Genomic DNA, 21284 nt, shown 5'->3' on the forward strand with positions numbered 1-21284 from the left:
AAGGTGCAAAAATACGAAAATTAATGCAAAAATCGTGTTAAATTGCTAATTTTGCATGCATTTCAATTAAATAACAATGAAAATTTTCACAAGAAAATCTGAAATAAAAGAGTTTTTATCATCTCAAAAAAAGGATAAAAAATCAATCGGGTTTGTTCCAACTATGGGGGCTCTTCATCAAGGGCATTTATCGCTTATTAGAAGAGCAAAAAAGAAGAATGATATTGCAGTAGTTAGTGTTTTTGTAAATCCTACACAGTTTGATAATAAAGAAGATTTAGATAAATATCCCAAGACTTATGAAAGTGATGTGGAGTTGTTAACGTCTGCTAATTGTGATGTGTTGTTCTTTCCTTCAGTAGAAGAAATATATGCCGAAAATATTACATCAGAAAAGTTTGATTTTGATGGGCTAGAACATCAAATGGAAGGGAGGTTTAGAGATGGTCATTTTGATGGTGTTGGAACAATAGTAAAAACGTTATTTGAAATAGTAGAACCAGATACTGCTTATTTTGGTAAAAAAGATTTTCAGCAATTGCAAATTATTAAAAAGTTAGTAGAAAAATATAACTTACCAGTAAAAATTAAAGGAAGACCAATTTTTAGAGAAGATGATGGGTTGGCTATGAGTTCTCGAAATACGAGATTAACAAAAGAATACCGTGAAGCTGCACCATTTATTTATAAAACATTAAAAAAAGCAAAAAAGAAATTTGGAGTAAAAGATCCAAAAGAGTTAACAAAATGGGTGAAAAAACAATTTAAAAATCATCCGTTACTTGAATTAGAATATTTTACCATTGCAGATGAAAAAACATTGCAAACGGTAACAGAGACTAAAGAAAATATGAAGTATCGTGCGTTTATAGCTGTTTTTGCTGGAGACATTCGCTTGATAGATAATATTCGTTTAAAGAGTTAATGTTTGAGCTTAAGAATGAGCTTTGTAATAATGTTAAAATCATCAAAAAACAATCTAGTATTCATTAAAAAACAATTATTTTTGCAGCATGTTAGTACAAGTAGTAAAATCTAAAATACACCGTGTTAAAGTAACCAACGCGGATTTAAATTATATAGGAAGTATCACCATTGATGAAGATTTAATGGATGCTGCTGGAATTATTGAAGGAGAACGTGTACAGATTGTGAATAACAATAATGGAGAGCGTTTAGAAACCTATGCAATTCCAGGACCAAGAAAGAGTGGTGAAATTACTTTGAATGGAGCTGCAGCTCGTAGGGTTCAAAAAGGAGATGTACTTATCTTAATTGTATATGCTTTTATGGAGTTAGAAGAAGCCAAAAAGTTTAAACCACAATTAGTATTTCCTAACGAAGAAAACAACTTGCTAGAATAGTTTGAGTATATCAGTAAAGAAAATCACAAAAATACTATTACCTCTCATTTTGGGAGGTTTTTTAGTTTGGTATTCATTGTCAAAAATTTCAATTGAAACCTTAGTACAATATTTTAAAGATGCTAATTACGGATGGATAGCTTTAGGACTGTTTTTTGGGGTGTTAAGTCACTTATCTCGTGCTTATCGTTGGAAGTTCTTATTGGAGCCTATGGGGTATAAACCAGATTTTGGCAATAGTACTATGGCGGTTTTAGTAGCGTATTTAGTAAACTATGCAGTCCCAAGAGCAGGAGAAGTGTCTCGTGCAGCTGTAATGACTAATTATGAAAACATTCCGTTTGAAAAAGGTTTTGGTACTATCGTTGCCGAACGAATGGCAGATTTACTAATGATGTTGAGTATTATAGTAATTACACTTTTTGTACAATTTGATTTTATTTATGAATTACTGACTAAAAATTTTGATCCAATTAAAATAGGAGTTCTTATTGGTGGCTTGGTTTTAGTGTTTATGATTTTTACAAGGTTTGTAAAAAAAGCGCAATCAGGAATTGGACTAAAAATCAAAAATTTTGTAGCAGGATTAATTGAGGGAGTAACCAGTATTTTGAAAATGCAACATAAATGGGCATTCATATTTCATACCGTATTTATTTGGGTAATGTATGTGTTAATGTTTTGGGCAACCATTCCAGCAATTGATGGATTACAGGTTCCGTTAGGAGGTGTTTTAATCGGGTTTATCGCTGGTGGATTTGCGATTGCGGCGACTAATGGAGGGATAGGATTGTATCCTGTTGCCGTAGCTGGAGCTTTGGCTTTATTTGGAATTGCTGAAGAACCTGCAACAGCCTTTGGTTGGATTATGTGGACAGCTCAAACGGCTATGATTATTGTCTTTGGAGGGTTAGCATTTTTGTTCTTACCCATCTATAATAAAAACAAATAGTTTTCTTTTCTTTGTAAGTAAATCTTACAAATCGAATGGCAAAAACCAAAACAACTTTTTTCTGTCAAAACTGTGGCGCGCAACACGCGCAATGGGTAGGGCAATGTGGCTCATGTAAAGAATGGAACACTATTGTTGAAGAAGTGATTCAAAAAGAAGAAAAAAGAAGTTGGAAATCGCCATCAAACACACAAAAAAGAATAGCGAAACCTTTACGAGTTGAAGATATTCAATTGAATCCAGAAGAGCGATTTGGCACCAAGAATCAAGAGTTAGATACTGTTTTAGGTGGCGGATTGGTGAAAGGAGCGGTAGTGTTATTAGGCGGAGAACCAGGAATTGGTAAATCTACGTTGTTGTTACAAATTGCTTTACAAATTCCGCAAAAAGTATTGTATGTGTCTGGAGAAGAAAGTCAGTCGCAGATTAAAATGCGTGCTGAACGTATCGAAGGAAAAAATCCTAACTGTTTAATTCTTACCGAAACGAATACCCAACAGATTTTTAAAAATATTGAAGAAGTTCAGCCAGATGTGTTGGTAATAGACTCTATCCAAACTTTACATACGGATACAATTGAAGCGTCACCAGGAAGTATTTCCCAAATACGAGAAACTTCCGCAGAATTGATAAAATTTGCAAAAGAAACGGCAACTCCAGTTTTGTTAATTGGACATATTAATAAAGAAGGACATATTGCGGGGCCTAAGATTTTAGAGCACATGGTGGATGTAGTGTTGCAATTTGAAGGAGATCGAAATCATACCTACCGAATTTTACGTTCACAAAAAAACCGTTTTGGTTCTACGGCTGAATTAGGGATTTATGAAATGTTATCGGATGGATTGCGAGAAGTATCGAACCCTTCAGAAATCTTAATTTCAAAAAAAGACGCTGATTTAAGTGGAACTGCCATTGCATCTACCTTAGAAGGAATTCGTCCGTTAATGATAGAAATTCAAGCGCTTGTTTCAACAGCGGTTTATGGAACTCCACAACGAACTACTACAGGATATAACCTAAAACGTCTGCACATGATTTTAGCAGTGTTAGAAAAACGTGCGGGTTTCAAGTTAGGAGCAAAAGATGTGTTTTTAAATGTTACGGGTGGAATTCATGTAGATGATCCCGCGATAGACTTAGCAGTAGTAGCAGCGATTTTATCGTCAAATCAAGATTTAGCGATCAATCCTGATGTGTGTTTTGCAGCTGAAGTTGGTTTAGCAGGTGAAATTCGTCCTGTTTCTAAAATAGATCAGCGTATTACCGAAGCTGAAAAGTTAGGATATAAAACCTTTGTAACCTCAAAATACAACAAGATTACGAGCAAAAACCATTCTATAAAACTGATTTTAGTAAGTAAGATTGAAGAGGCTTTTGCTACCTTGTTTGCTTAAGAGAGGTATATATCTATAATGTGTTAAAATTATTAGTCCTTGGTAATATGGTAATGAAATAGATTATTACCTTTAACGCGTTTTTTTGTAATTAATTACCAACACAAATGAGTAAGTTTATCCATACTTTTTTTGCAATCTTTATTAGCTTATCTGCAATAGGAAATTCAGGGAAAATAAATATTTTAGGACAAGTAAAGAATCATTCATCTGATCCGATTACTATTACATACCTTAATAATCAAAAATTAACATCTACTGAACTTGATGTTGATGGTAAGTTCAGTATTTCTGCTGAGATAGAAGGAGGTTATTATTTCCTTAAATATGGACGTAATACGATTTACATTTACCTTAACCCTAAAGATGAGTTGAGTATTTTTTTTGATGCTAAAAACTTTAAAGAAACTCTTGTTTTTGAAGGTAAAGGTGCAACACGAAATAAATACCTTGCTAAGAAAGCAAAAGTAAAAGAAGAACTAACCAAAGATTTTGAAGCTTTTTATAAAGTAGATGAAACAGTATATCTTAAAAACTTAATGAAAATTAAAGACGCTCATTTAACTTTATTATCTCAATATGATGTTGAGAGATTTTTTGTAAAAGAAGAAAAAAAATCATTAGAGTATGAAAGACTTCTTAATATTCAAAATTATAAATCAAATTATAAGTTTTATTTAGGAGATGATATTATACTTTCAGAGAATTTTTATGAGCCAATAAAAAAAGTGAATCTCAATAATGATAAGGATTATAAAAAACAGTTATACTTTCGTTATTTGGTGAATTCTGTTTGGAGTAAACGTATAGATGCAGCCCCTAATGTAGATGAAATGTTAAATGTTTTACGCAGGGTTCCATCTAAAGAATTAGCTATTAGTTTGGTAAATGGGTTTTATTCTAAAATAACAATAAAGGAGAATCGTGCAAAAGATTATCTTAATCTTATTAAAAAGGTTACTAATCATAAACCTTTTATTGAAGCTGTTGAAAAAAAATATGAGAAAATAATTAATTCAAAAGCATTAACCGTAGGAGATGCTTCACCAGAGTTTAGTTTTGAGGATATAGGAGGGAAAGAGTTTAGTTTAGGGGATTTTAAAGGGAAGTATGTTTACATTGATGTTTGGGCAACTTGGTGTACACCTTGTATTAAACAGATTCCTTATCTCAAGGAATTAGAGAAGCGTTATCATGATAAGAATATTGTATTTGTGAGTATTTCTGTGGATAAGAAAGAAGATAAAGATACATGGAGAAATATGATAAATGATAAAGGACTAGTAGGGGTGCAATTATTTGCTGATAAATCATTTGAGAGTGATTTTATGAATGCCTACGCAGTAACTTCTATTCCTCGTTTTATTTTGATTGATCCTCAGGGCAAAATTGTAACATCAGAAGCTCCAAGACCTTCTTTTGACAAAACAAAAACTCTTTTAGATAAACTGTTGAATTAGCTTTCTAATTATTGAAAGAGCTAAACCTATTCCTTTTTCTTTCCAAAAAGTCTGTTTAAAAATCCTTTAATTCCTTTTTCTCTGTAAGGAGGGCAGTCTATTGACGAAGAAATCTCTTCAGGAATACCAAAAGAGGTTAAGTATCTTTCCTTTAGTTCGGGTGTGTTTTCTATTTCTTTTAGAATGTTGGCTACAATAGGCAGAGCTAAAGAAGAACCAGAGCCATTTCCGCTAGTAAAATGTACGTCATTTTTAGAGGTACCAATCCAGGTTCCGAGAACAATATTCGGTGTATACGCCATAAACCAAGCATTGGTATAATTTTGTGCAGTACCTGTTTTACTGGCTAACGGACTTTTAATTTTATACCTATTTCTTATGCTAGCTCCTGTTCCTCGCTCTACAGCTTGTTGTAAAATAGTAGTTAACGTTTGTGTACTTTCTTCTGTAAATACTCTTTTTGCCTTTTGCTTTTCACTTTCGTAAATGACATTTCCTTCTTTATCGGTAATTTTATGAATCATGTACAAATCATTCATTTTACCTTTATTGGCAAAGGCACCGTAAGCTCTTGTGGCTTCAAAAAGCGATAAATCTAGTGTGCCTAAAGCAATAGAAGGAGCGTCGTCAGTAACTTCTGGGAATAGTAACTTTTCACAAGTATCAATCAACCACTCTTTTTCTAGTTTAAAGTATAGGTTTACACTAGGAATGTTCATAGACTTTATCAACGCATACCACATGGCAACTTTTTTATCAGGAGTTGAGCTATGGTCGGCATTTTTCGGTTTCCAATTATCGTATTCTGGATAGGTTTTTTCCTCGTTTTCAAAATAATCACACGGAGAAATTCCATTTTCCAGTGCTGTAGCATACAAAAACGGTTTAAATGCCGAGGCTATTTGACGGTGTGATAGCACCATATCAAAAGGAAGTGTGTTAAAGTTATTACCACCCACCCAACTAATTACTGCTCCGTTTTTCGGATTCGTAACTAAAACAGAAGCATTTAACATTTTGTCATAATACCAAAGACTGTCAATTTTATTACCAGTAATGGTTTTTGTGCTATCCCAATCAAAGAGTTGAATAGTTCTATTTTGTTTGTCGTCTTCTGTAAACTGTTGCTTTTTTAACCATCTATTTTTTAGTCTGTTTGAAGCTAATTCTTTGTCTAATTGTTGTTGCTTGATGATGAGTTGTTCCTTAGCAGATTTTTCTGCAATTTTTTGAATATCGTAATTCAGTGTTGTATGAATTTTTAATCCGTCGGTTTCTAAATTATAAGAAGTATTGGTGCTGTCATTTATTTTTTTTACAATTTCTACTGCTTTTTTCTTTACTTGATAGGTAAAATAACCAGCAGTGGCATTTACATCAAGGTTTTTGTAGTTAAGTGTAATAGGTAGTTTTTGTAAACTATCAGCAACTTTATTACTTAAATAGGCTTCGTTATTCATTAACTGAAGAACTGTATTACGGCGCTTTTTAGCATTTTCTGGATTCAATCTTGGGTTATAATAGGTGTTAGCTTTTAACATTCCTACCAATACAGCTGATTCCTCAATGTTTAATTCGCTAACTGATTTGTTAAAAAATCGATTAGCAGCCGATTCTATCCCAAAATTGTTTTCTCCAAAAGGAACCGAGTTTAAATACAATAACAAGATCTCATCTTTGCTGTACAGTTTCTCCATACGACTGGCAATGATGAGCTCCTTGATTTTGTTGATAGGCATGCTCAAAAAACCATGGTATTGCCTTCCGTATAGGTTTTTAATTAACTGTTGTGTAATGGTGCTTCCGCCACCACCTGAGGCGTCTTGTAGTAAAATACTTCTAAAGAAAACACGTGCATAACTTTGACCATCGTAGCCATTATGGGAATAGAATCGTTTATCTTCTGTAGCTATTAACGCTTCTTTTAAGTAATTTGGAATTTGTTCTAGTCGAACATTGGTTCTGTTTTCAGCAAATAGTTTACCTATAATTATCTCGTCTGATGAATAAATTAAAGAAGCTTCTTCATTGATGATAGATGTCAATTCTTCTTTATTAGGGAGCTTCCCAAAGACTTCAAAATATACTAACGAAAATAATACTACTACTAAAAGAACTCCAAACAGTATTAATCCTGTAGCGTATTTTAACAAAAGAGTTAATTTCTTACTTCCTTTAAGTTGAAGTTGTATTTCTTTCAATATTTTCATTGTACAAAATAACGAATTCTAGTTGGTAAAATTGTAAGAGTGTAATATAATGGTTTGGGTTAAGAGAGATGTGATTAGAAATTGGTTTTAATTTGTTAGAGCGCTTTCAATTATAGAAAAAGTTTTATCTACGGAGTTTATTTCTGCTTTTATTCCGTAGGGAATTGTGAAAGTAGGGCAAGTATGTCCAAAATCCATTTCTGTAATTATTGGTAAATCTGTTAAACCAGCTTCGTCTCTAATTACTTGAATTAATGCTTTCTCATATTCTACTACATATTGATTATTGTAAGGTCTACCAACTATTAATCCTTTAATATTATGTATAATACCAGAAGCAACATAGTTTCTTAAAATCCAAAGAAAATAATGGGGAGGCATCATTGCTTCTGATGTTTCAAAAAACAATATTTTACCTTTCCAATCTGAAGGGGTTACCCATAATTTTGTGTCTTTTAAGGTTTCTAAAACATCGAAACATCCCCCTAATAGTTCTCCAGATACTGTTTTTGTACCCTGTAAAAACTTCCATCCATTGGGTTTTGTTAACTGTCTTGATATATTTTGGTTTTCTGGATTTTCCCATTCTAATCGTTCAGATGTCCAACCTTCAGTATTAGGGCTAATTTTCCCTATAATTTTATTAGAAAATAAAGTTTGGTTAATGTCATCTATTTGGTATTGATGCATTCCATTATTTTCAGCAAATCCAACAAGTGTTGAAGTTCCATAAAAAGATGTTACTCCCGCTTTATAAAAACAAAAATGTGTTACAGTAGAGTCTGAGAAACCAATAAAAATTTTTGGGTTTTTTCTAATAATATCTAAATCGATAAAAGGTAGCATTCTTATGCTGTCGTCTCCTCCAATGTTAGAAATGATTGCTTTTATAGACTTGTCCTCAAGAGCTTCTATTAAGTCTTCAGCTCTTGCTTTTGGGTTTTCATAAATCCATTTAGCAGGTTTTAACGCATTTCTAGTTTCAACAACTTCTAAATCAAAATTATCTTGTATCTGTTTTTTTCCTATTTGATATCTATTAGGTATTTCTCCAGCACCTCCCCATGATAAAGAAATTGTAGCTACTTTATCTCCTTTTTGTAATTTTTTTGGTTTTATCATGGTTGTTTTTAAAAGTGTTTTTATGGTTGTAAGTTTATAAAAAACTTTATTTTTTAGAGGCGAAGTTAACCTTTTTTGCAATAAAAAACCTCGCTTTAGCGAGGTTCAGAACTAAAGTAGTTTATGTCTAACAACATCCACCACCATCGTAATGATAGGTAGATTCTGAGAAAAATATATCGTCTCTTCCTAACGCTTTTAAGGCTGCGGCTGTTTTATCACAAATCGCTAAGGGTTGATTTTTTAATAAGGTGTGTCCTGCTCCGTCATCAAAATAGTCTTCATCTCCAAAGTAAATGGCAGCTTTACCTGTAAATACACATGGACCATCAGCAGGCATTGGATCTTTAATCGCAGCTACTTCAATCGATTCGATATAAATCAATTCATCGGTAGGGTAATTTTTGGGGTCTAAAATTCTGTATGGTTTACGTGCTCTAATTTCAATAGTTCCAAAACCAGCATCCGTCAGCATTTTTACGTATTCCGTAATCGGTAAACTTCCGCTTAAGCATAAGGCACGTAAACGTTCGTCATTACGCAAGGTTTCGTTCATAGGTTGCTCACACGTAGGATCACTCATAACCAAACGTCCGTGAGGTTTTAACACGCGGTACATTTCAGCAATGGCTTTTTTCAGTTCTTCAGCTTTAAAAATGTTAAACAAACAGTTTTGAGCAGCTACATCAATAGAGTTGTCCTCCACAGGTAAGTGTAAAGCATCACCTTTTCGTAAATCGACAAACTCACTTTTAAACCAAGGATTTTGAGCTTCTGCTTCCACAAAATTTTTTCGAGAAGCCTCTAGCATTTCATCTACCACATCAATTCCAATCACTCCGTTTTTCTGACGTGAGAAATAAGAGAATTGTAACAATTCCATTCCGCCACCAACACCTACATATAATATTTTAGGATTGTTGGTTAAATCACGAGCATGTACGGTAGAACCACATCCGTAGTTCATTTCTTGCATGATTTTCGGAATTTTTAATCCTGGTAACTCCCAAATAGGGTTTGTTGTACAGCATAAACCAACATCAGGGGTTAACGCTGCTTCTTTGTATACATTTTTGGTGGTTTCTAAGTAACTCATATTTTTTAAGATTAAAGACCGCTACGCTGTTAGATAAAAGAATAAAGGCTTGTGTTGTTTGTCTAGGTTCTTGATTCTAATAGTCTTGCTTTATAATTTGTTTTGTTATTTCGAGCCTTTCGACTGCCGCTTAAGACATGCTAAAGCGAGAAACCTCAAGGTTGGATGCTACTTCCATTAAAAAGATTCCTTCACTATGTTCGGAATGATGTTATAATTCATTAATTAATTCTTTAAAAAGCGTGATCATTTTAGGTTCTGCTTTTCCTGCAACTTCAATGATTTCGGTAATATTTACAGGTTGTAAATTTTTGGGATCGCATTCATCGGTTAATACCGAAACAGCTGCACACGGAATGTTGAGTTGTTTTGCTACGATAACTTCAGGAACAGTGCTCATTCCTACCGCATCTACTTCTAAAATTTGTAACATTCTATACTCAGCTCTAGTTTCCAATTGCGGACCTACAACACTAGCATATATACCTTCTTTCAGGTCTATGTCGTTAGCTTTAGCAATAGCTTTCATTTGAGTGTTCAATTTTTTTGAATATGGTTCTAACATATCGGCAAAAATATTTCCAAACTCGTTTGCTCCTTTAAAGGCTAGGGGAGAACCACCTTGTAAATTCAAATGATCTTCAAGCAACATCAAATCCCCTTTTTTATAAGAAAGGTTAATAGCGCCTGCAGCATTAGAAACTAACAAAGTTTTAATGCCTAGTGCGTGCATAGTTCTAATACCGTAGGTCACTTCCCATAGATTATACCCTTCGTACATATGAAAACGACCCGACATTACTACCACTTTTTTACCCGATAAGATTCCGTAGATTAATTTTCCTGAATGAAATTCTACAGTTGCTTGTGGAAAGTGTGGAATGTCAGCATACGGTACTTCTTGTTCAATGGTTATTTCATCGACTAATTTTCCTAATCCTGTTCCTAAAACAATTCCTATTTCTGGGTTGGTAATTCCTTTGTGTTGAAGAAATTCTTGTGTTTCTTGTAGTTGTTGTTTTTTTAGCATTTTATATTGTGTTTGTCATTGCGAGCGATAGCGAAGCAATCTTTAAGTTATGACTTCGAGATAGGCAGATTACTTCGTTCGTATACTCCCTTGTAATGACGGTTAGTTTAAAAATTGATTGAATACTGGGTTGTTTTTGATGTCGTCAAAAACATCTACATCATTTAAGGTTTCTAACAAATGTACTGATTCGTTTTGTAAATCGTTTAAGGTATCTTTTCTAACAGTTGAGGTTCCCCAGTCTTTATTTTGAAAAATATTAGCATGGAGTTTTTTCATGCCTAATAGGTAATAACCGCCATCTTCTGCAGGCCCCATAACTACATCATTAGAATTCAATTTTTCAAAAGCTTCATTGATGTGTTCGTAAGTTAAATCAGGTAGATCACTACCAATAATTACAACTTTTTCATATCTAGTAGAAAATGCTTGTTGAAAAGCGTTGTGCATTCGTATACCTAAATCGTTTCCTTCTTGCAGGTGCTTTTGATATACTGGAGCATTCCAAATATCATTTTCGTGAACTTTTACCGAGTAGTATACAGCTTTATCGCAAGTTAAATTTTGGGTAACTTGTTTTGTGTGTTCTAATAAGAATTTATAAATATCTAACGCAGCTTCGTCTCCAATTGTTTTAGCTAAACGTGTTTTTACTTTGCCTAATTCTGGGTTTCTAGTAAATATTAGAAGAAGATTTCTCGACTGCTCTCGAAATGACACTTCATTTTGATTATTCATATATTTTTTCTCCTTTGTGTAACCATTTACTCCATTCTTTATTGAAAGCATGGACTTTTTCTGTAGGTTTGTTTTGTAGGTTAACGATTGTGTTTCCTTGGTTTTTCCATTCGAAAATACCACCATATAGGTTAAAAATGTTGATAAAACCTTCTTTTTGTAGTTTTTCGGCAATGTCTTCTGAACGGATTCCTAAAGAACAATATACTACAATTTTGGTATTCTTGTTTTTAGGAAGTTTTGCTAAGGTGTTTTCTAAATTAAAAAGATCATAACCGACACAAATAGCATTTTTAAGATGACTGACTTTGAATTCTCTAGGTTCACGAGCGTCGAGTATAATTGTGTTGTCACCTTGAGCGGAGTCGAAAGGCTTTTCTTTTTGTAGTTCACTAACAGAAATATACGGAACACTTTCAGTATTATATTTTTTCAATAACTGTTCTAGGTTCTTTTGAGAAAAAGAATTTACGGATATTAATAATATGAGAAAGAAGAGGTTTTTCATATCTAAAAAACATTCACGGTGTTTGATAAAATCTATAGAGAATTAAAGTGATTATATCTCGATACAATTTTTCTTCCAAAATGTCAGAAAAACCACTCGATGTGACATTATTTTACTTTTACATAACTTCATTGTTTTATTAATTCATTGAGCTATGCTACGGTTCCTTGACAACTACTTCCTGCACCAGCGGTACAACCATAACAGTGTTGATTGATAATGATATTTCTGTTTTGTAATAATGCTTCGTTGTATTTAGAAATGTGCTGTGATTTGCTTGCTACTTTTAGATTTAGCATTTGATTGAAATCGCAATCATATAAATATCCGTCCCAACTTACCGATAGTGTGTTGGTACACATTACATTTTCTACTGCCATAGGATTGTAGGCTTCTACTAACGAATACATATAATCTTCATAATTTTCGGAAGCAATTAAGTAATCTAAAAATCGACTGATAGGTAAATTGGTAATAGCAAAAAGTGAATTGAAAATAATATCAAAATCTTCTTTCAAAGCTTTTTTAAAATCAGCTTCCAAAGCTGCTTGGTCTCCTGGTAAGAAAGCTCCTGATGGATTATAGACTAAATCTAGTTGTAAGCCAGTTCCTTCAATTCCATATCCCACAGCATTTAGCATTTTTAAAGCTTCAATAGATTTGTCGAAAACACCATCACCGCGTTGTTTGTCGGTTTTTCCACGAGTCCAGTGAGGCATAGAAGAAACTACATGTACATTGTGCTTTTTAAAAAACTCGGGTAAATCGTAATACTTTTTATTCGCTCTAATAATAGTTAAGTTAGAGCGCACAATAAAATCTTTAATTCCTGCTTTGGAAGCTTCTTCTACAAACCATCGAAAATTCGGATTCATTTCAGGAGCTCCACCCGTTAAATCCAGGGTGTGTGCTCCAGTTTTTCGAATCACATCTAAACATTGCTCCATGGTTTCTGTGGTCATAATTTCTTTTCGGTCAGGACCAGCATCAACATGGCAATGTGCACAAACTTGATTACACATGTACCCTAAATTAATTTGAAGAATTTCTAATTTTTTAGGACGTAATGGAAACTGATTGGTCTCTTTGAGTTTTTTGGCAAACGTAGGTAATTCACCATCAGCAAAAATTCCGTTTGAGATGATTTCAAGCTGGCGTTGCGTGTTAGCTAAATCGTTGTTTCTAGATTTTAAAGATTTTTTCATTATCCTTTTTATAAAGCTGAAATAAGGTCAGCTTCTCATCTTTTTTAGTGTTTAATATCCTTCGACTAGTTCCTAATGTAGTTTCAATCAAAATACACTTTGATTGAAACTAATGCTCGGGATAAGCGATTCACATAATTTTGATTTTCAAAATTAGTTTTCTGCTTACATTTCTAATTTATTGACTTTATTCATCATTTGAACCCCGTGTACTAAAGTTGCTCCACTTTTAATGGCAGCTCCTACATGAATGGCTTCCATCATTTCCTCTTTAGTAATACCTCGTTGTAATCCGTCTTTAGTGTATGCATCAATACAATAAGGGCATTGTTCAGTATGTGCAACAGCTAAAGCGATTAAGCTTTTTTCACGTGCGGTTAGAGCTCCTTCTTCAAAGACTTTTCCGTAATAATCAAAGAACTTGTTTCCTAATTCTTCACTCCATTCTGTTACTTTGCTAAACTTTCGTAAGTCGGCTGGATCGTAGTATGTTTTTGACATGTTATTTCATTTCTATTAAAAAAGTAAAAATACCAAATTGTTTTCACTGCTGTTTTACAAAAGGGTAATGAGATTATTTTCCATTTAAAGACCAATCGTATTTTAAATAACTAACCTTTGCTTTTTGATTAATTTTTACATTTGAGTATTGATTTAGAAAATTGATTAAGTCTCCTTTTTTTGTGAAATCTCCTTGAAACCATTCGAATATTTTAGATAATTGGATGTTATTTTCTGAGATTTTATTTCTTGAAGAATCATTGATAAACTTTTTCATTAAAAGAGTAGTTTTTGATTCATAATTTTTTTCTGTGAAGGCATAATTTGGTAATTGAGGACAAGAGCCTGATGCGCAGTTTACAGCGACATGAATTTTTGGGTCGCTATATTTTTTACGTAAAATTTCATGTTCAATTTGATTTAAGGTGTAGGTTTTACCGCCAACTTTAGCAAAAGGAATACTCCATGCGTCTTTACCTTTCTTTTTAATATTCATAATGCTTTTAAGGGGATAATTGTCCAAAATTAGTTGAATGGTGTACGCATTATATGCGTTTGCCCAAAAGGCTTTAGCTTTTGAAGCTGACCAAGATTTTTGAGGTTTTATGTTTGCTAACTCATCTAAATAAGCTTGAAGTTTAGCTTTGTCTTGTTTAAATCCTTTGTAGTTAACACTTCCTTTTGTATTTACATGTTTTTTTAGTAACGCATCAAAAGTGTTGGTTTGAGCAGTAGAATTTAAGAAGAAAGCTAAACTTAACAGTAAAAATATATTTCGCATGATTTTCGATTTTAAAGTTTAGACGTAGGTTTTGAGGGAACATTACAGAGGATGTTTTTAAAAGTTTGATACAAAAAAACCTTAACATTTATTTGTTAAGGTTTTAAAATTATTGTTTTCCCTGAAGTTTTATATTGAAGTACCATTCATGTTTTATCCAAGTATTCCAGTTTTTCAGATTATTATTTAAGGATATATTGGACTGACCAGAGTAACCTTGTCCAAAACAAAGTCCGTTTCCACTACTAATGTATGCGGAAGAGCCTGTATTTACACCTAAGTTAGCTCCGTCAATCAAGTACCATGTGAATATATATTCAGTATTTGCTTCAAAAAATAGTTGTAAATCAGAAAGATTAAAGTCAACCCATCCACCAAGAAATGTTGAGTCTAACTCTGTTATGGCAGTGGAAACTATTTCACCTCTTATGTTTCTAATGTCTAGGTTTAGTTTAATTGTCTTATTATGTGGAGTTCCAGTTTCATGATGTTTAAAGTTGCTTTCTAGTTTAACACTAAAAGAGGATAACTCTGTGTCGTTTTGGAATAATACACTTTGACCAGTTCCTAGGTTTCTATCGTATGGTGATATATCTGGAGCGTTAGTTCTGCTGTCTCCGCCAAACCATTTATTAGCATTTGATTGATTACAGGTGTTTGAAAAAGAGTTGCTAACGTGTTCTAGAATTACGGTGTAAGTTTTTTCAACGCCATTTTCTGCCTTAACTGTAAAGTTAACAGGGGAAGAGTAATCTATTATATCGCTTGGTAGAGGAGAAATTGAAGCTTTTTCTGATATGTTTATTTCAGTTGTTAGGTTAGAGAGGTTTAAAAAAGTAGGAAGTTTTTTTGTTATTTTATTTTCTATATTATCAATACTTGTTGCTAATGTTTGATTTGTTGTTTTAATTTTAAAAGAAATGATATCGTTTTGGTCGCTTAATTCTCTTTTAATATCAATAGTATAGGTTTTAGTAGTGCCATTTTCTGCGGTTACAGTAAAAGTTAGTGGTTTGTTTATTTTTGTGATTGATTTTGGATCTGGGTTTATGGTGGATTTTTCAGAAATAAATACTTCTAATTCAACATCGTCCAGTTCTACGTAGTCGGGAATTAGACCTATAATAGAGTCTTCTGAAATTTCAAAATTTTTAATAAAATTTCCTTTTTTGATAGAAAAGCTTAGTATTTCATTTTCGTTACTTGAAATGTAATTATTTATTAGTATGTATTCTTTGTTACAAGACAAAGTAACTATTAGGACTGTTATAAGAAAAAATAGGGCTGTATTCCTTTTCATAATTTTTAATTTTAAAAGCTAAGATAGGTGTAAATTTTATAAAACAAAAAAGCCTTAACAAATAAATGTTAAGGCTTTTGTACTGAAGGCGGGACTTGAACCCGCACGGGCATTACGGCCCATTGGATTTTAAGTCCAACGTGTCTACCAATTCCACCACTTCAGCGTATGTGCTTTGTTAATGACTACTTTTAAAATGAAACCTCACTCATATAAGTGAGGTTTCTTGGTACTGAAGGCGGGACTTGAACCCGCACGAGCATTACGGCTCATTGGATTTTAAGTCCAACGTGTCTACCAATTCCACCACTTCAGCATACTCTTTTATAAAAAGGATTGAGCGAAAGACGGGATTTGAACCCGCGACCCTCACCTTGGCAAGGTGATGCTCTACCCCTGAGCTACTTTCGCGTAGTCATTTTTATTTTAATGAACGTGCATTACTGCGAATGCGGGTGCAAATATAACACCATTTTTTTAATTACAAAGCAGTTTTCATTTTTTTTTAATTTTAATTCCAATAAAATTTTATGGTTGTTCAATAAGAATGGAATATCTTTGCAGAAATTTTTAAAATTAGAAGTGGATTCTGTTTCATCTGTACATACTAAAACTTCCATAAAATCAATAGTTAAAGACTTTAAACAGTTAACGAAAGTTGGGTTGTCTATTAGTGTGGTTTTTACTTCTATCACTGGATATTTATTAGGGGCAGAATCGATTAATTACACTACAATAATTTTATTAGCTTTAGGAGGATATTTAATGGTTGGAGCGTCAAATGCTTTTAACCAAGTAATAGAAAAGGATATTGACGCCGTAATGCAACGTACTAAAAACCGTCCTTTACCTTCTGGAAGAATGTCAGCAACTGTAGCTTTAATTATTGCTACACTATTTACTGTTGCTGGTATTGCTATATTATACGTAATCGATCCTAAATGTGCCTTATTTGGCGCAATTTCTATCTTTTTATATACAAGTGCTTACACACCGTTAAAAGCTGTAACACCTTTGGCTGTTTTTGTAGGGGCTATTCCTGGGGCTATTCCTTTTATGTTAGGTTGGGTGGCTGCAACAGGAAAATTTGGTATAGAAGCAGGGTTTTTATTTATGATTCAGTTTTTTTGGCAATTTCCACACTTTTGGGCTATTGGGTGGCTTCAGTTTGAAGAGTACAATAAAGCAGGGTTGCATATGCTTCCAATGGATAAGAAAGACAAAGGAGCTGTTGTTCAGATTATCTTTTATACATGTATTATGATTTTAATGTCGATTGCGCCTGTATTAAAGGTGACGGGAGATTTTTATATATATCCTATAACAGCAGTAATTATTTTATTATTAGGAGTGTTGATGTTGTATTACGCGATACAGTTATACAAAACAGAAAAAAATACAGATGCTCGTAAGTTAATGTTAGCGAGTGTTTTTTACATTACAATTGTACCCATTATTTATGTGGTAGATAAATTTTTACACTAATGAGTGAACAAACGTTACAAGAAGAGTTAAAAGTAGCAAAACGTAAATCGGCAAAACCTATGTTGTGGATTTCCATGATTAGTATGGTAATGTTTTTTGCAGGGTTAACAAGTGCTTATGTTGTTAGTATGAACCGTGAAGACTGGGTGACGTTTGATTTACCTCAAGCTTTTTACATAAGTACTGTATTAATAGTGTTGAGTAGTGTTACGCTGTTTTTTTCTCAAAAACTATTAAAAAAAGATAATATACAAGCTTCGTTTACTTTATTACTAATTACTTTAGTCTTAGGGTTAGGTTTTGTATGGTATCAATATGTAGGGTTTAACGAGCTAAAAGCTGTAGGGCTTTACTTTACAGGTCCTGAAAGCACAGTGTCTACATCATTTATTATAGGAATTACGTTTATGCATGTTTTACACCTATTAGCGGGTGTAATAGTGCTTTTTGTCGTTATTTATAATCATTTTAAAAAGAAGTATTCTTCAGCTGATATGCTTGGATTTGAACTAGGTGCAATCTTTTGGCATTTCGTTGATGTGCTATGGATTTATCTATTTTTCTTTTTCTATTTTATTAGATGATGAAAAATGCGTAATTTTGGCGCACTGATTTAACAAAAATTAACAATAAGAGATTTATGGGAGCAAATATTGCTGTAAATTCTGACAACAAAGAGACCTGGGGCGGAGGTGGTGTAAAACCATTTGGAGCTAGTTATGGTAAAATGATGATGTGGTTTTTCATCGTATCAGATGCATTAACTTTTTCGGGCTTTTTAGCAGCGTATGGTTTAACACGTTTTAAATTTATTGATTCTTGGCCTATTGCTGATGAGGTATTTACACACTTTCCTGGATTACACGGTGTACATGCACCGATGTACTATGTAGCATTAATGACATTTATTTTAATTGTATCGTCGGTAACAATGGTGTTAGCTGTAGATGCAGGTCATAAAATGCAAAAGAAAAAAGTAGCTTGGTATATGTTTGCTACTATCGTTTTTGGTATTATTTTCGTTGGGTCACAGGCTTGGGAATGGAAAAACTTTATTAATGGTTCTTATGGAGCTGTAAAGTCTGCAGATAATCATATTTTACAGTTTGTAAAAGATGGTCATCAAATTGCATTAGCAGATTTTGTTCATAACGATAGAAAAGATGAAAGAATACAACACACCAGAGAAAATGGTTTATGGTTTCAAAATGAAGCAACTATTTCTCAGTATTCAGTAGCTCAGGTACAAGAAGCTTTTAAAGCAGATCCATCTTTATTAATAAGAATTGAAAAAATTAATCCTGAAACGAAACAAAAAATTGTTTTGTCAAGAGAAGAAAGTATTGCAAAGTTAGCTACAGCTACAAAAGTTGTTGAAGGTGCTAACTTAATAGAAAATGAGTATGGAAATCCTATCTTTGCTGATTTCTTTTTCTTTATTACAGGATTTCACGGATTTCACGTATTTTCAGGTATTATTTTAAATATCATTATTTTCTTTAACGTTGTATTAGGTACCTACGAACGTAGAGGACACTACGAAATGGTTGAGAAGGTAGGTTTATATTGGCACTTTGTAGATTTAGTTTGGGTATTTGTATTTACTTTCTTCTACTTAGTATAATTAAAAAAACAATAGTAAAAATGGGTCACGCACACGAATCAAATACAAAAAGAATTTGGGTTGTTTTAGCAATCTTAACAATAGTTACAACAGTAGAGGTAGTATTAGGTATTATTAAACCAGCATCTTTACACCTACATGGTTGGGGTACTAGTTGGTTAAACTGGATATTTATAATATTAACAATCGTAAAAGCATATTATATAGCATGGGCTTTTATGCATTTAGAAGGAGAAAAGCCATGGCTTAGGCGTTCTATAGTTTGGACGGGAGTTTTCTTAATTTGCTATTTAGTTACACTCGTTTTAATTGAAGGTGATTACTTATTTGAAACATTATCACCATTAGTAAAATGGTAATCGTATAAAAACAGTTAAAAGGTGGTGTAAACCACCTTTTTTTATATAAGAACATTAAAAATGAATAAAACGAAAAGAAACATAGTGTTATTTGCACTGTTTATTGTGCCGCTATTGTTTTATATATTTTTGTCATTAGGAATTAATAACTTTGCTAAGTTACCTGTACTAACAGAAAATGTAATTGATGTCTCATCAATTAGCAATAAAGATCAGTTTGATAAGAGAATATCAATAGTTACCTTTATAGGAAGTAATGTACAAGACGCAAAAGGAGAATTATTTAATCTTAATGAAAAAATCTATAAACCATTTTATGGATTCAAAGACTTTCAGCTAGTTGTTATTGCTTCTAAAGAAGCAAAAGAAGAAGTAGAAAAACTTCAGAAGGAAATAGGAGTTTATACCAATATGATAAAATGGAACTTTATCTTTGCTAGTGCTGCTGAAATTGAAGTATTGTACGATAGCTTTAAAACAAATCAGTCATTAGATAAAAACTTACATTCTTCAAAAGCTTTTATAATTGATAAAAGTGGGAGCTTAAGAGGTAGAACAGATGATGAAGATAGTGCAGGAGGTAAGTTGTTTGGTTATAATATGAAGTCTGTAGCTGAATTAAACAATAAAATGAAAGATGATGTTAAGGTAGTATTGGCTGAATATCGTTTGGCATTAAAAAAGAATAACGCAGATAGAGAAATTTAAGGAAGACTCACATGAAAAAACAAAATTATTCATACATAGGTATTTCACTAATAGTATTGCTTTTTGGTATTTATGCAATTCCTAAGATTATAGCACATTTTCAAACAGCAAATCTGCATAAATTTAATAAAGTACCCGACTTCGAATTTATCAATCAAGACGGTGAAACAATCACCAATAAGGACTACGAAGGAAAAGTATATGTAGTTGAGTTCTTTTTTGCCACTTGTCCTACTATCTGTCCTTTAATGAATGCACAAATGGTAGAAATTCAAAATGAATTTATGGGGAATCCTAATTTTGGTATAGCATCATTTTCAATTACTCCAGAAATTGACACACCACACCAATTGAAAGAATATGCTAAGAATAATGGTATAAACCATAGAAACTGGCATTTACTTACTGGAAAACCAGAGGATATTGTATATAATTTGTCAAATGAAGGTTTTAAGCTGTATGCAGGGAAAGGAGAAGCTAGCCATGGTGGATTTGAACATTCTGGTTTGTTTGCATTAGTAGATAAAGATGGATATATCCGTTCAAGATATGATGAACATGGAAATCCAATTATGTATTACAGAGCCTTAGATGAACATAATTTCGGAAACCAAATTAGTGAGTTAAAAGAAGATATTAAGTTATTACTGAAAGAGTAACATGAGTGCAACAGAAGAAAAAAAATATAAAAAATTTATTACTATAGTTTCTATCGTAATCCCTATAGCAGTAGCTGCTCTATTTGGAATTAAAATACCTAATGTAGAACCATTGTCTTTTTTACCGCCTATTTATGCTAGTATAAATGGTTTTACGGCTATGTTGCTCGTCGCTTCAGTAGTTGCAATCAAAAACGGAAAAATAAAATTACATGAACAGCTAAATACCACAGCTATTGTTTGTTCAGCACTATTCTTAGTGATGTATGTAGCATATCACATGACTTCAGATTCTACTAAATTTGGAGGAGAAGGAATAATTAAATATGTGTATTTTTTCATCTTAATTACTCATATATTACTGTCAATAATCATTATTCCATTTGTATTGATAACTTTTATGAGGGCTCGTTTGGGTAATTTTCCTGAACATAAAAAAATAGCAAAAATTACATTTCCCTTATGGTTATATGTAGCGGTTACTGGAGTAGTTGTTTATTTAATGATATCACCTTATTATGTTTAAAAAGATTATATTTTTAATATTACTTGGTTTTTCTTTCAATACTTCAGCACAATGTGCAATGTGTAAGGCAGTGATAGAAGGAGGAAATGAAACTATTGCTGAAGGAGTAAATAATGGAATAACTTATTTAATGGTGTTTCCATATATATTAGTCGGACTTTTATTTTACTTTATTTATCGTCACAAAAAGAAAGCAAAAAATTAGTTTTCCTAAAAATCAAGAATTTTTTGTAACATTTTTTTGTTTTAATCGTCACAT

At 32.6% G+C, this 21284-nt stretch carries 23 protein-coding genes and 3 tRNA genes; 13 read left to right on the forward strand and 13 right to left on the reverse strand.

Annotated features, from left to right (window positions below):
• Window positions 1-76 precede the first annotated feature (76 nt).
• The 5 genes from panC (at window position 77) to AC3VJB_RS13355 (ending at window position 5173) form a co-directional block, all read left to right on the forward strand.
• Window positions 77-925, forward strand: a complete 849-nt coding sequence (gene panC, locus AC3VJB_RS13335) for a pantoate--beta-alanine ligase (protein ID WP_239178420.1) — start codon at window positions 77-79, stop codon at window positions 923-925.
• A gap of 88 nt (window positions 926-1013) precedes the next feature.
• Entirely contained in the window at window positions 1014-1364 is a 351-nt protein-coding gene (gene panD / locus AC3VJB_RS13340; RefSeq protein ID WP_028891458.1) for an aspartate 1-decarboxylase, read from the forward strand.
• Window position 1365: 1 nt separating this feature from the next.
• Window positions 1366-2316 (forward strand): lysylphosphatidylglycerol synthase transmembrane domain-containing protein, encoded by a 951-nt coding sequence (locus AC3VJB_RS13345; protein WP_231128361.1) that lies wholly within the window; start codon window positions 1366-1368, stop codon window positions 2314-2316.
• Between the two features lie 35 nt (window positions 2317-2351).
• Window positions 2352-3713, forward strand: a complete 1362-nt coding sequence (gene radA, locus AC3VJB_RS13350; RefSeq protein WP_047788221.1) for a DNA repair protein RadA — start codon at window positions 2352-2354, stop codon at window positions 3711-3713.
• A 107-nt stretch (window positions 3714-3820) separates the two neighbouring features.
• A complete protein-coding gene (locus AC3VJB_RS13355) occupies window positions 3821-5173 on the forward strand; it encodes a TlpA family protein disulfide reductase (RefSeq protein ID WP_497667236.1) in 1353 nt (450 codons plus the stop codon).
• Window positions 5174-5199: 26 nt separating this feature from the next.
• Here the strand turns inward: AC3VJB_RS13355 and AC3VJB_RS13360 are convergent, their stop codons facing one another.
• The 13 genes from AC3VJB_RS13360 to AC3VJB_RS13420 all read right to left on the reverse strand — a co-directional run bounded on the left by AC3VJB_RS13360 (window position 5200) and on the right by AC3VJB_RS13420 (window position 16075).
• A complete protein-coding gene (locus AC3VJB_RS13360; RefSeq protein ID WP_497667237.1) occupies window positions 5200-7383 on the reverse strand; it encodes a transglycosylase domain-containing protein in 2184 nt (727 codons plus the stop codon).
• 87 nt (window positions 7384-7470) lie between these two features.
• Window positions 7471-8505, reverse strand: coding sequence for a S66 family peptidase (locus AC3VJB_RS13365; protein ID WP_437823607.1), 1035 nt, complete (start codon window positions 8503-8505; stop codon window positions 7471-7473).
• A 127-nt stretch (window positions 8506-8632) separates the two neighbouring features.
• The gene (arsM, locus tag AC3VJB_RS13370) at window positions 8633-9601 is read right to left on the reverse strand and encodes an arsenosugar biosynthesis arsenite methyltransferase ArsM (RefSeq protein ID WP_159610788.1); all 969 of its coding nucleotides are present in this window, start codon (window positions 9599-9601) and stop codon (window positions 8633-8635) included.
• A 211-nt stretch (window positions 9602-9812) separates the two neighbouring features.
• Complete coding sequence (locus AC3VJB_RS13375) at window positions 9813-10631, reverse strand: purine-nucleoside phosphorylase (RefSeq protein WP_497667238.1); 819 nt, start codon at window positions 10629-10631, stop codon at window positions 9813-9815.
• Window positions 10632-10733: 102 nt separating this feature from the next.
• Window positions 10734-11369, reverse strand: coding sequence for a TIGR04282 family arsenosugar biosynthesis glycosyltransferase (locus AC3VJB_RS13380; protein WP_497667239.1), 636 nt, complete (start codon window positions 11367-11369; stop codon window positions 10734-10736).
• On the reverse strand, window positions 11362-11877 hold the full coding sequence (locus AC3VJB_RS13385; RefSeq protein ID WP_047788227.1) for a rhodanese-like domain-containing protein: 516 nt from the start codon (window positions 11875-11877) through the stop codon (window positions 11362-11364). Before AC3VJB_RS13385 ends, AC3VJB_RS13380 begins: the two co-directional genes overlap by 8 nt.
• A gap of 152 nt (window positions 11878-12029) precedes the next feature.
• Entirely contained in the window at window positions 12030-13085 is a 1056-nt protein-coding gene (gene arsS / locus AC3VJB_RS13390) for an arsenosugar biosynthesis radical SAM (seleno)protein ArsS (protein WP_239178800.1), read from the reverse strand.
• A 162-nt stretch (window positions 13086-13247) separates the two neighbouring features.
• Window positions 13248-13583 (reverse strand): arsenosugar biosynthesis-associated peroxidase-like protein, encoded by a 336-nt coding sequence (locus tag AC3VJB_RS13395; protein WP_239178429.1) that lies wholly within the window; start codon window positions 13581-13583, stop codon window positions 13248-13250.
• A 73-nt stretch (window positions 13584-13656) separates the two neighbouring features.
• On the reverse strand, window positions 13657-14364 hold the full coding sequence (locus AC3VJB_RS13400; RefSeq protein ID WP_159610792.1) for a DUF547 domain-containing protein: 708 nt from the start codon (window positions 14362-14364) through the stop codon (window positions 13657-13659).
• A gap of 109 nt (window positions 14365-14473) precedes the next feature.
• Entirely contained in the window at window positions 14474-15664 is a 1191-nt protein-coding gene (locus AC3VJB_RS13405; protein ID WP_239178431.1) for an SGBP N-terminal domain-containing protein, read from the reverse strand.
• Between the two features lie 80 nt (window positions 15665-15744).
• Window positions 15745-15830, reverse strand: a tRNA-Leu gene (locus AC3VJB_RS13410).
• Between the two features lie 61 nt (window positions 15831-15891).
• Window positions 15892-15980: transfer RNA gene (locus tag AC3VJB_RS13415), tRNA-Leu, on the reverse strand.
• Between the two features lie 23 nt (window positions 15981-16003).
• A tRNA-Gly gene (locus AC3VJB_RS13420) sits at window positions 16004-16075 on the reverse strand.
• A gap of 147 nt (window positions 16076-16222) precedes the next feature.
• On the opposite strand from AC3VJB_RS13420, the gene cyoE reads away from it, so the two are divergent.
• Genes cyoE through AC3VJB_RS13460 form a run of 8 tightly spaced genes read left to right on the forward strand, consistent with a single transcriptional unit; the run spans window position 16223 to window position 21230 of the window.
• Window positions 16223-17149, forward strand: coding sequence for a heme o synthase (cyoE, locus tag AC3VJB_RS13425; RefSeq protein WP_255724759.1), 927 nt, complete (start codon window positions 16223-16225; stop codon window positions 17147-17149).
• The gene (locus AC3VJB_RS13430) at window positions 17149-17733 is read left to right on the forward strand and encodes a cytochrome c oxidase subunit 3 (RefSeq protein ID WP_047788232.1); all 585 of its coding nucleotides are present in this window, start codon (window positions 17149-17151) and stop codon (window positions 17731-17733) included. Before cyoE ends, AC3VJB_RS13430 begins: the two co-directional genes overlap by 1 nt.
• Window positions 17734-17789: 56 nt before the next feature.
• Entirely contained in the window at window positions 17790-18773 is a 984-nt protein-coding gene (locus AC3VJB_RS13435; RefSeq protein WP_047788233.1) for a cytochrome c oxidase subunit 3, read from the forward strand.
• Window positions 18774-18793: 20 nt separating this feature from the next.
• Window positions 18794-19132 (forward strand): cytochrome C oxidase subunit IV family protein, encoded by a 339-nt coding sequence (locus tag AC3VJB_RS13440; protein WP_047788234.1) that lies wholly within the window; start codon window positions 18794-18796, stop codon window positions 19130-19132.
• A gap of 60 nt (window positions 19133-19192) precedes the next feature.
• Window positions 19193-19840 (forward strand): hypothetical protein, encoded by a 648-nt coding sequence (locus AC3VJB_RS13445; protein WP_437823608.1) that lies wholly within the window; start codon window positions 19193-19195, stop codon window positions 19838-19840.
• An 11-nt stretch (window positions 19841-19851) separates the two neighbouring features.
• Window positions 19852-20499: an SCO family protein gene (locus tag AC3VJB_RS13450; RefSeq protein WP_047788236.1), complete on the forward strand. Its 648-nt coding sequence runs from the start codon at window positions 19852-19854 to the stop codon at window positions 20497-20499.
• A gap of 1 nt (window position 20500) precedes the next feature.
• Window positions 20501-21025 (forward strand): DUF420 domain-containing protein, encoded by a 525-nt coding sequence (locus AC3VJB_RS13455; RefSeq protein WP_047788237.1) that lies wholly within the window; start codon window positions 20501-20503, stop codon window positions 21023-21025.
• Window positions 21018-21230 carry a CAMCR motif-containing small membrane protein gene (locus tag AC3VJB_RS13460; RefSeq protein WP_047788238.1) on the forward strand — a complete coding sequence of 71 codons (213 nt, stop codon included), beginning with the start codon at window positions 21018-21020 and terminating at the stop codon, window positions 21228-21230. The genes AC3VJB_RS13455 and AC3VJB_RS13460 overlap by 8 nt, the downstream gene beginning before the upstream one ends.
• The last annotated feature ends 54 nt before the right edge of the window (window positions 21231-21284 follow it).

The organism is Tenacibaculum sp. TB-53, assembly GCF_059716285.2.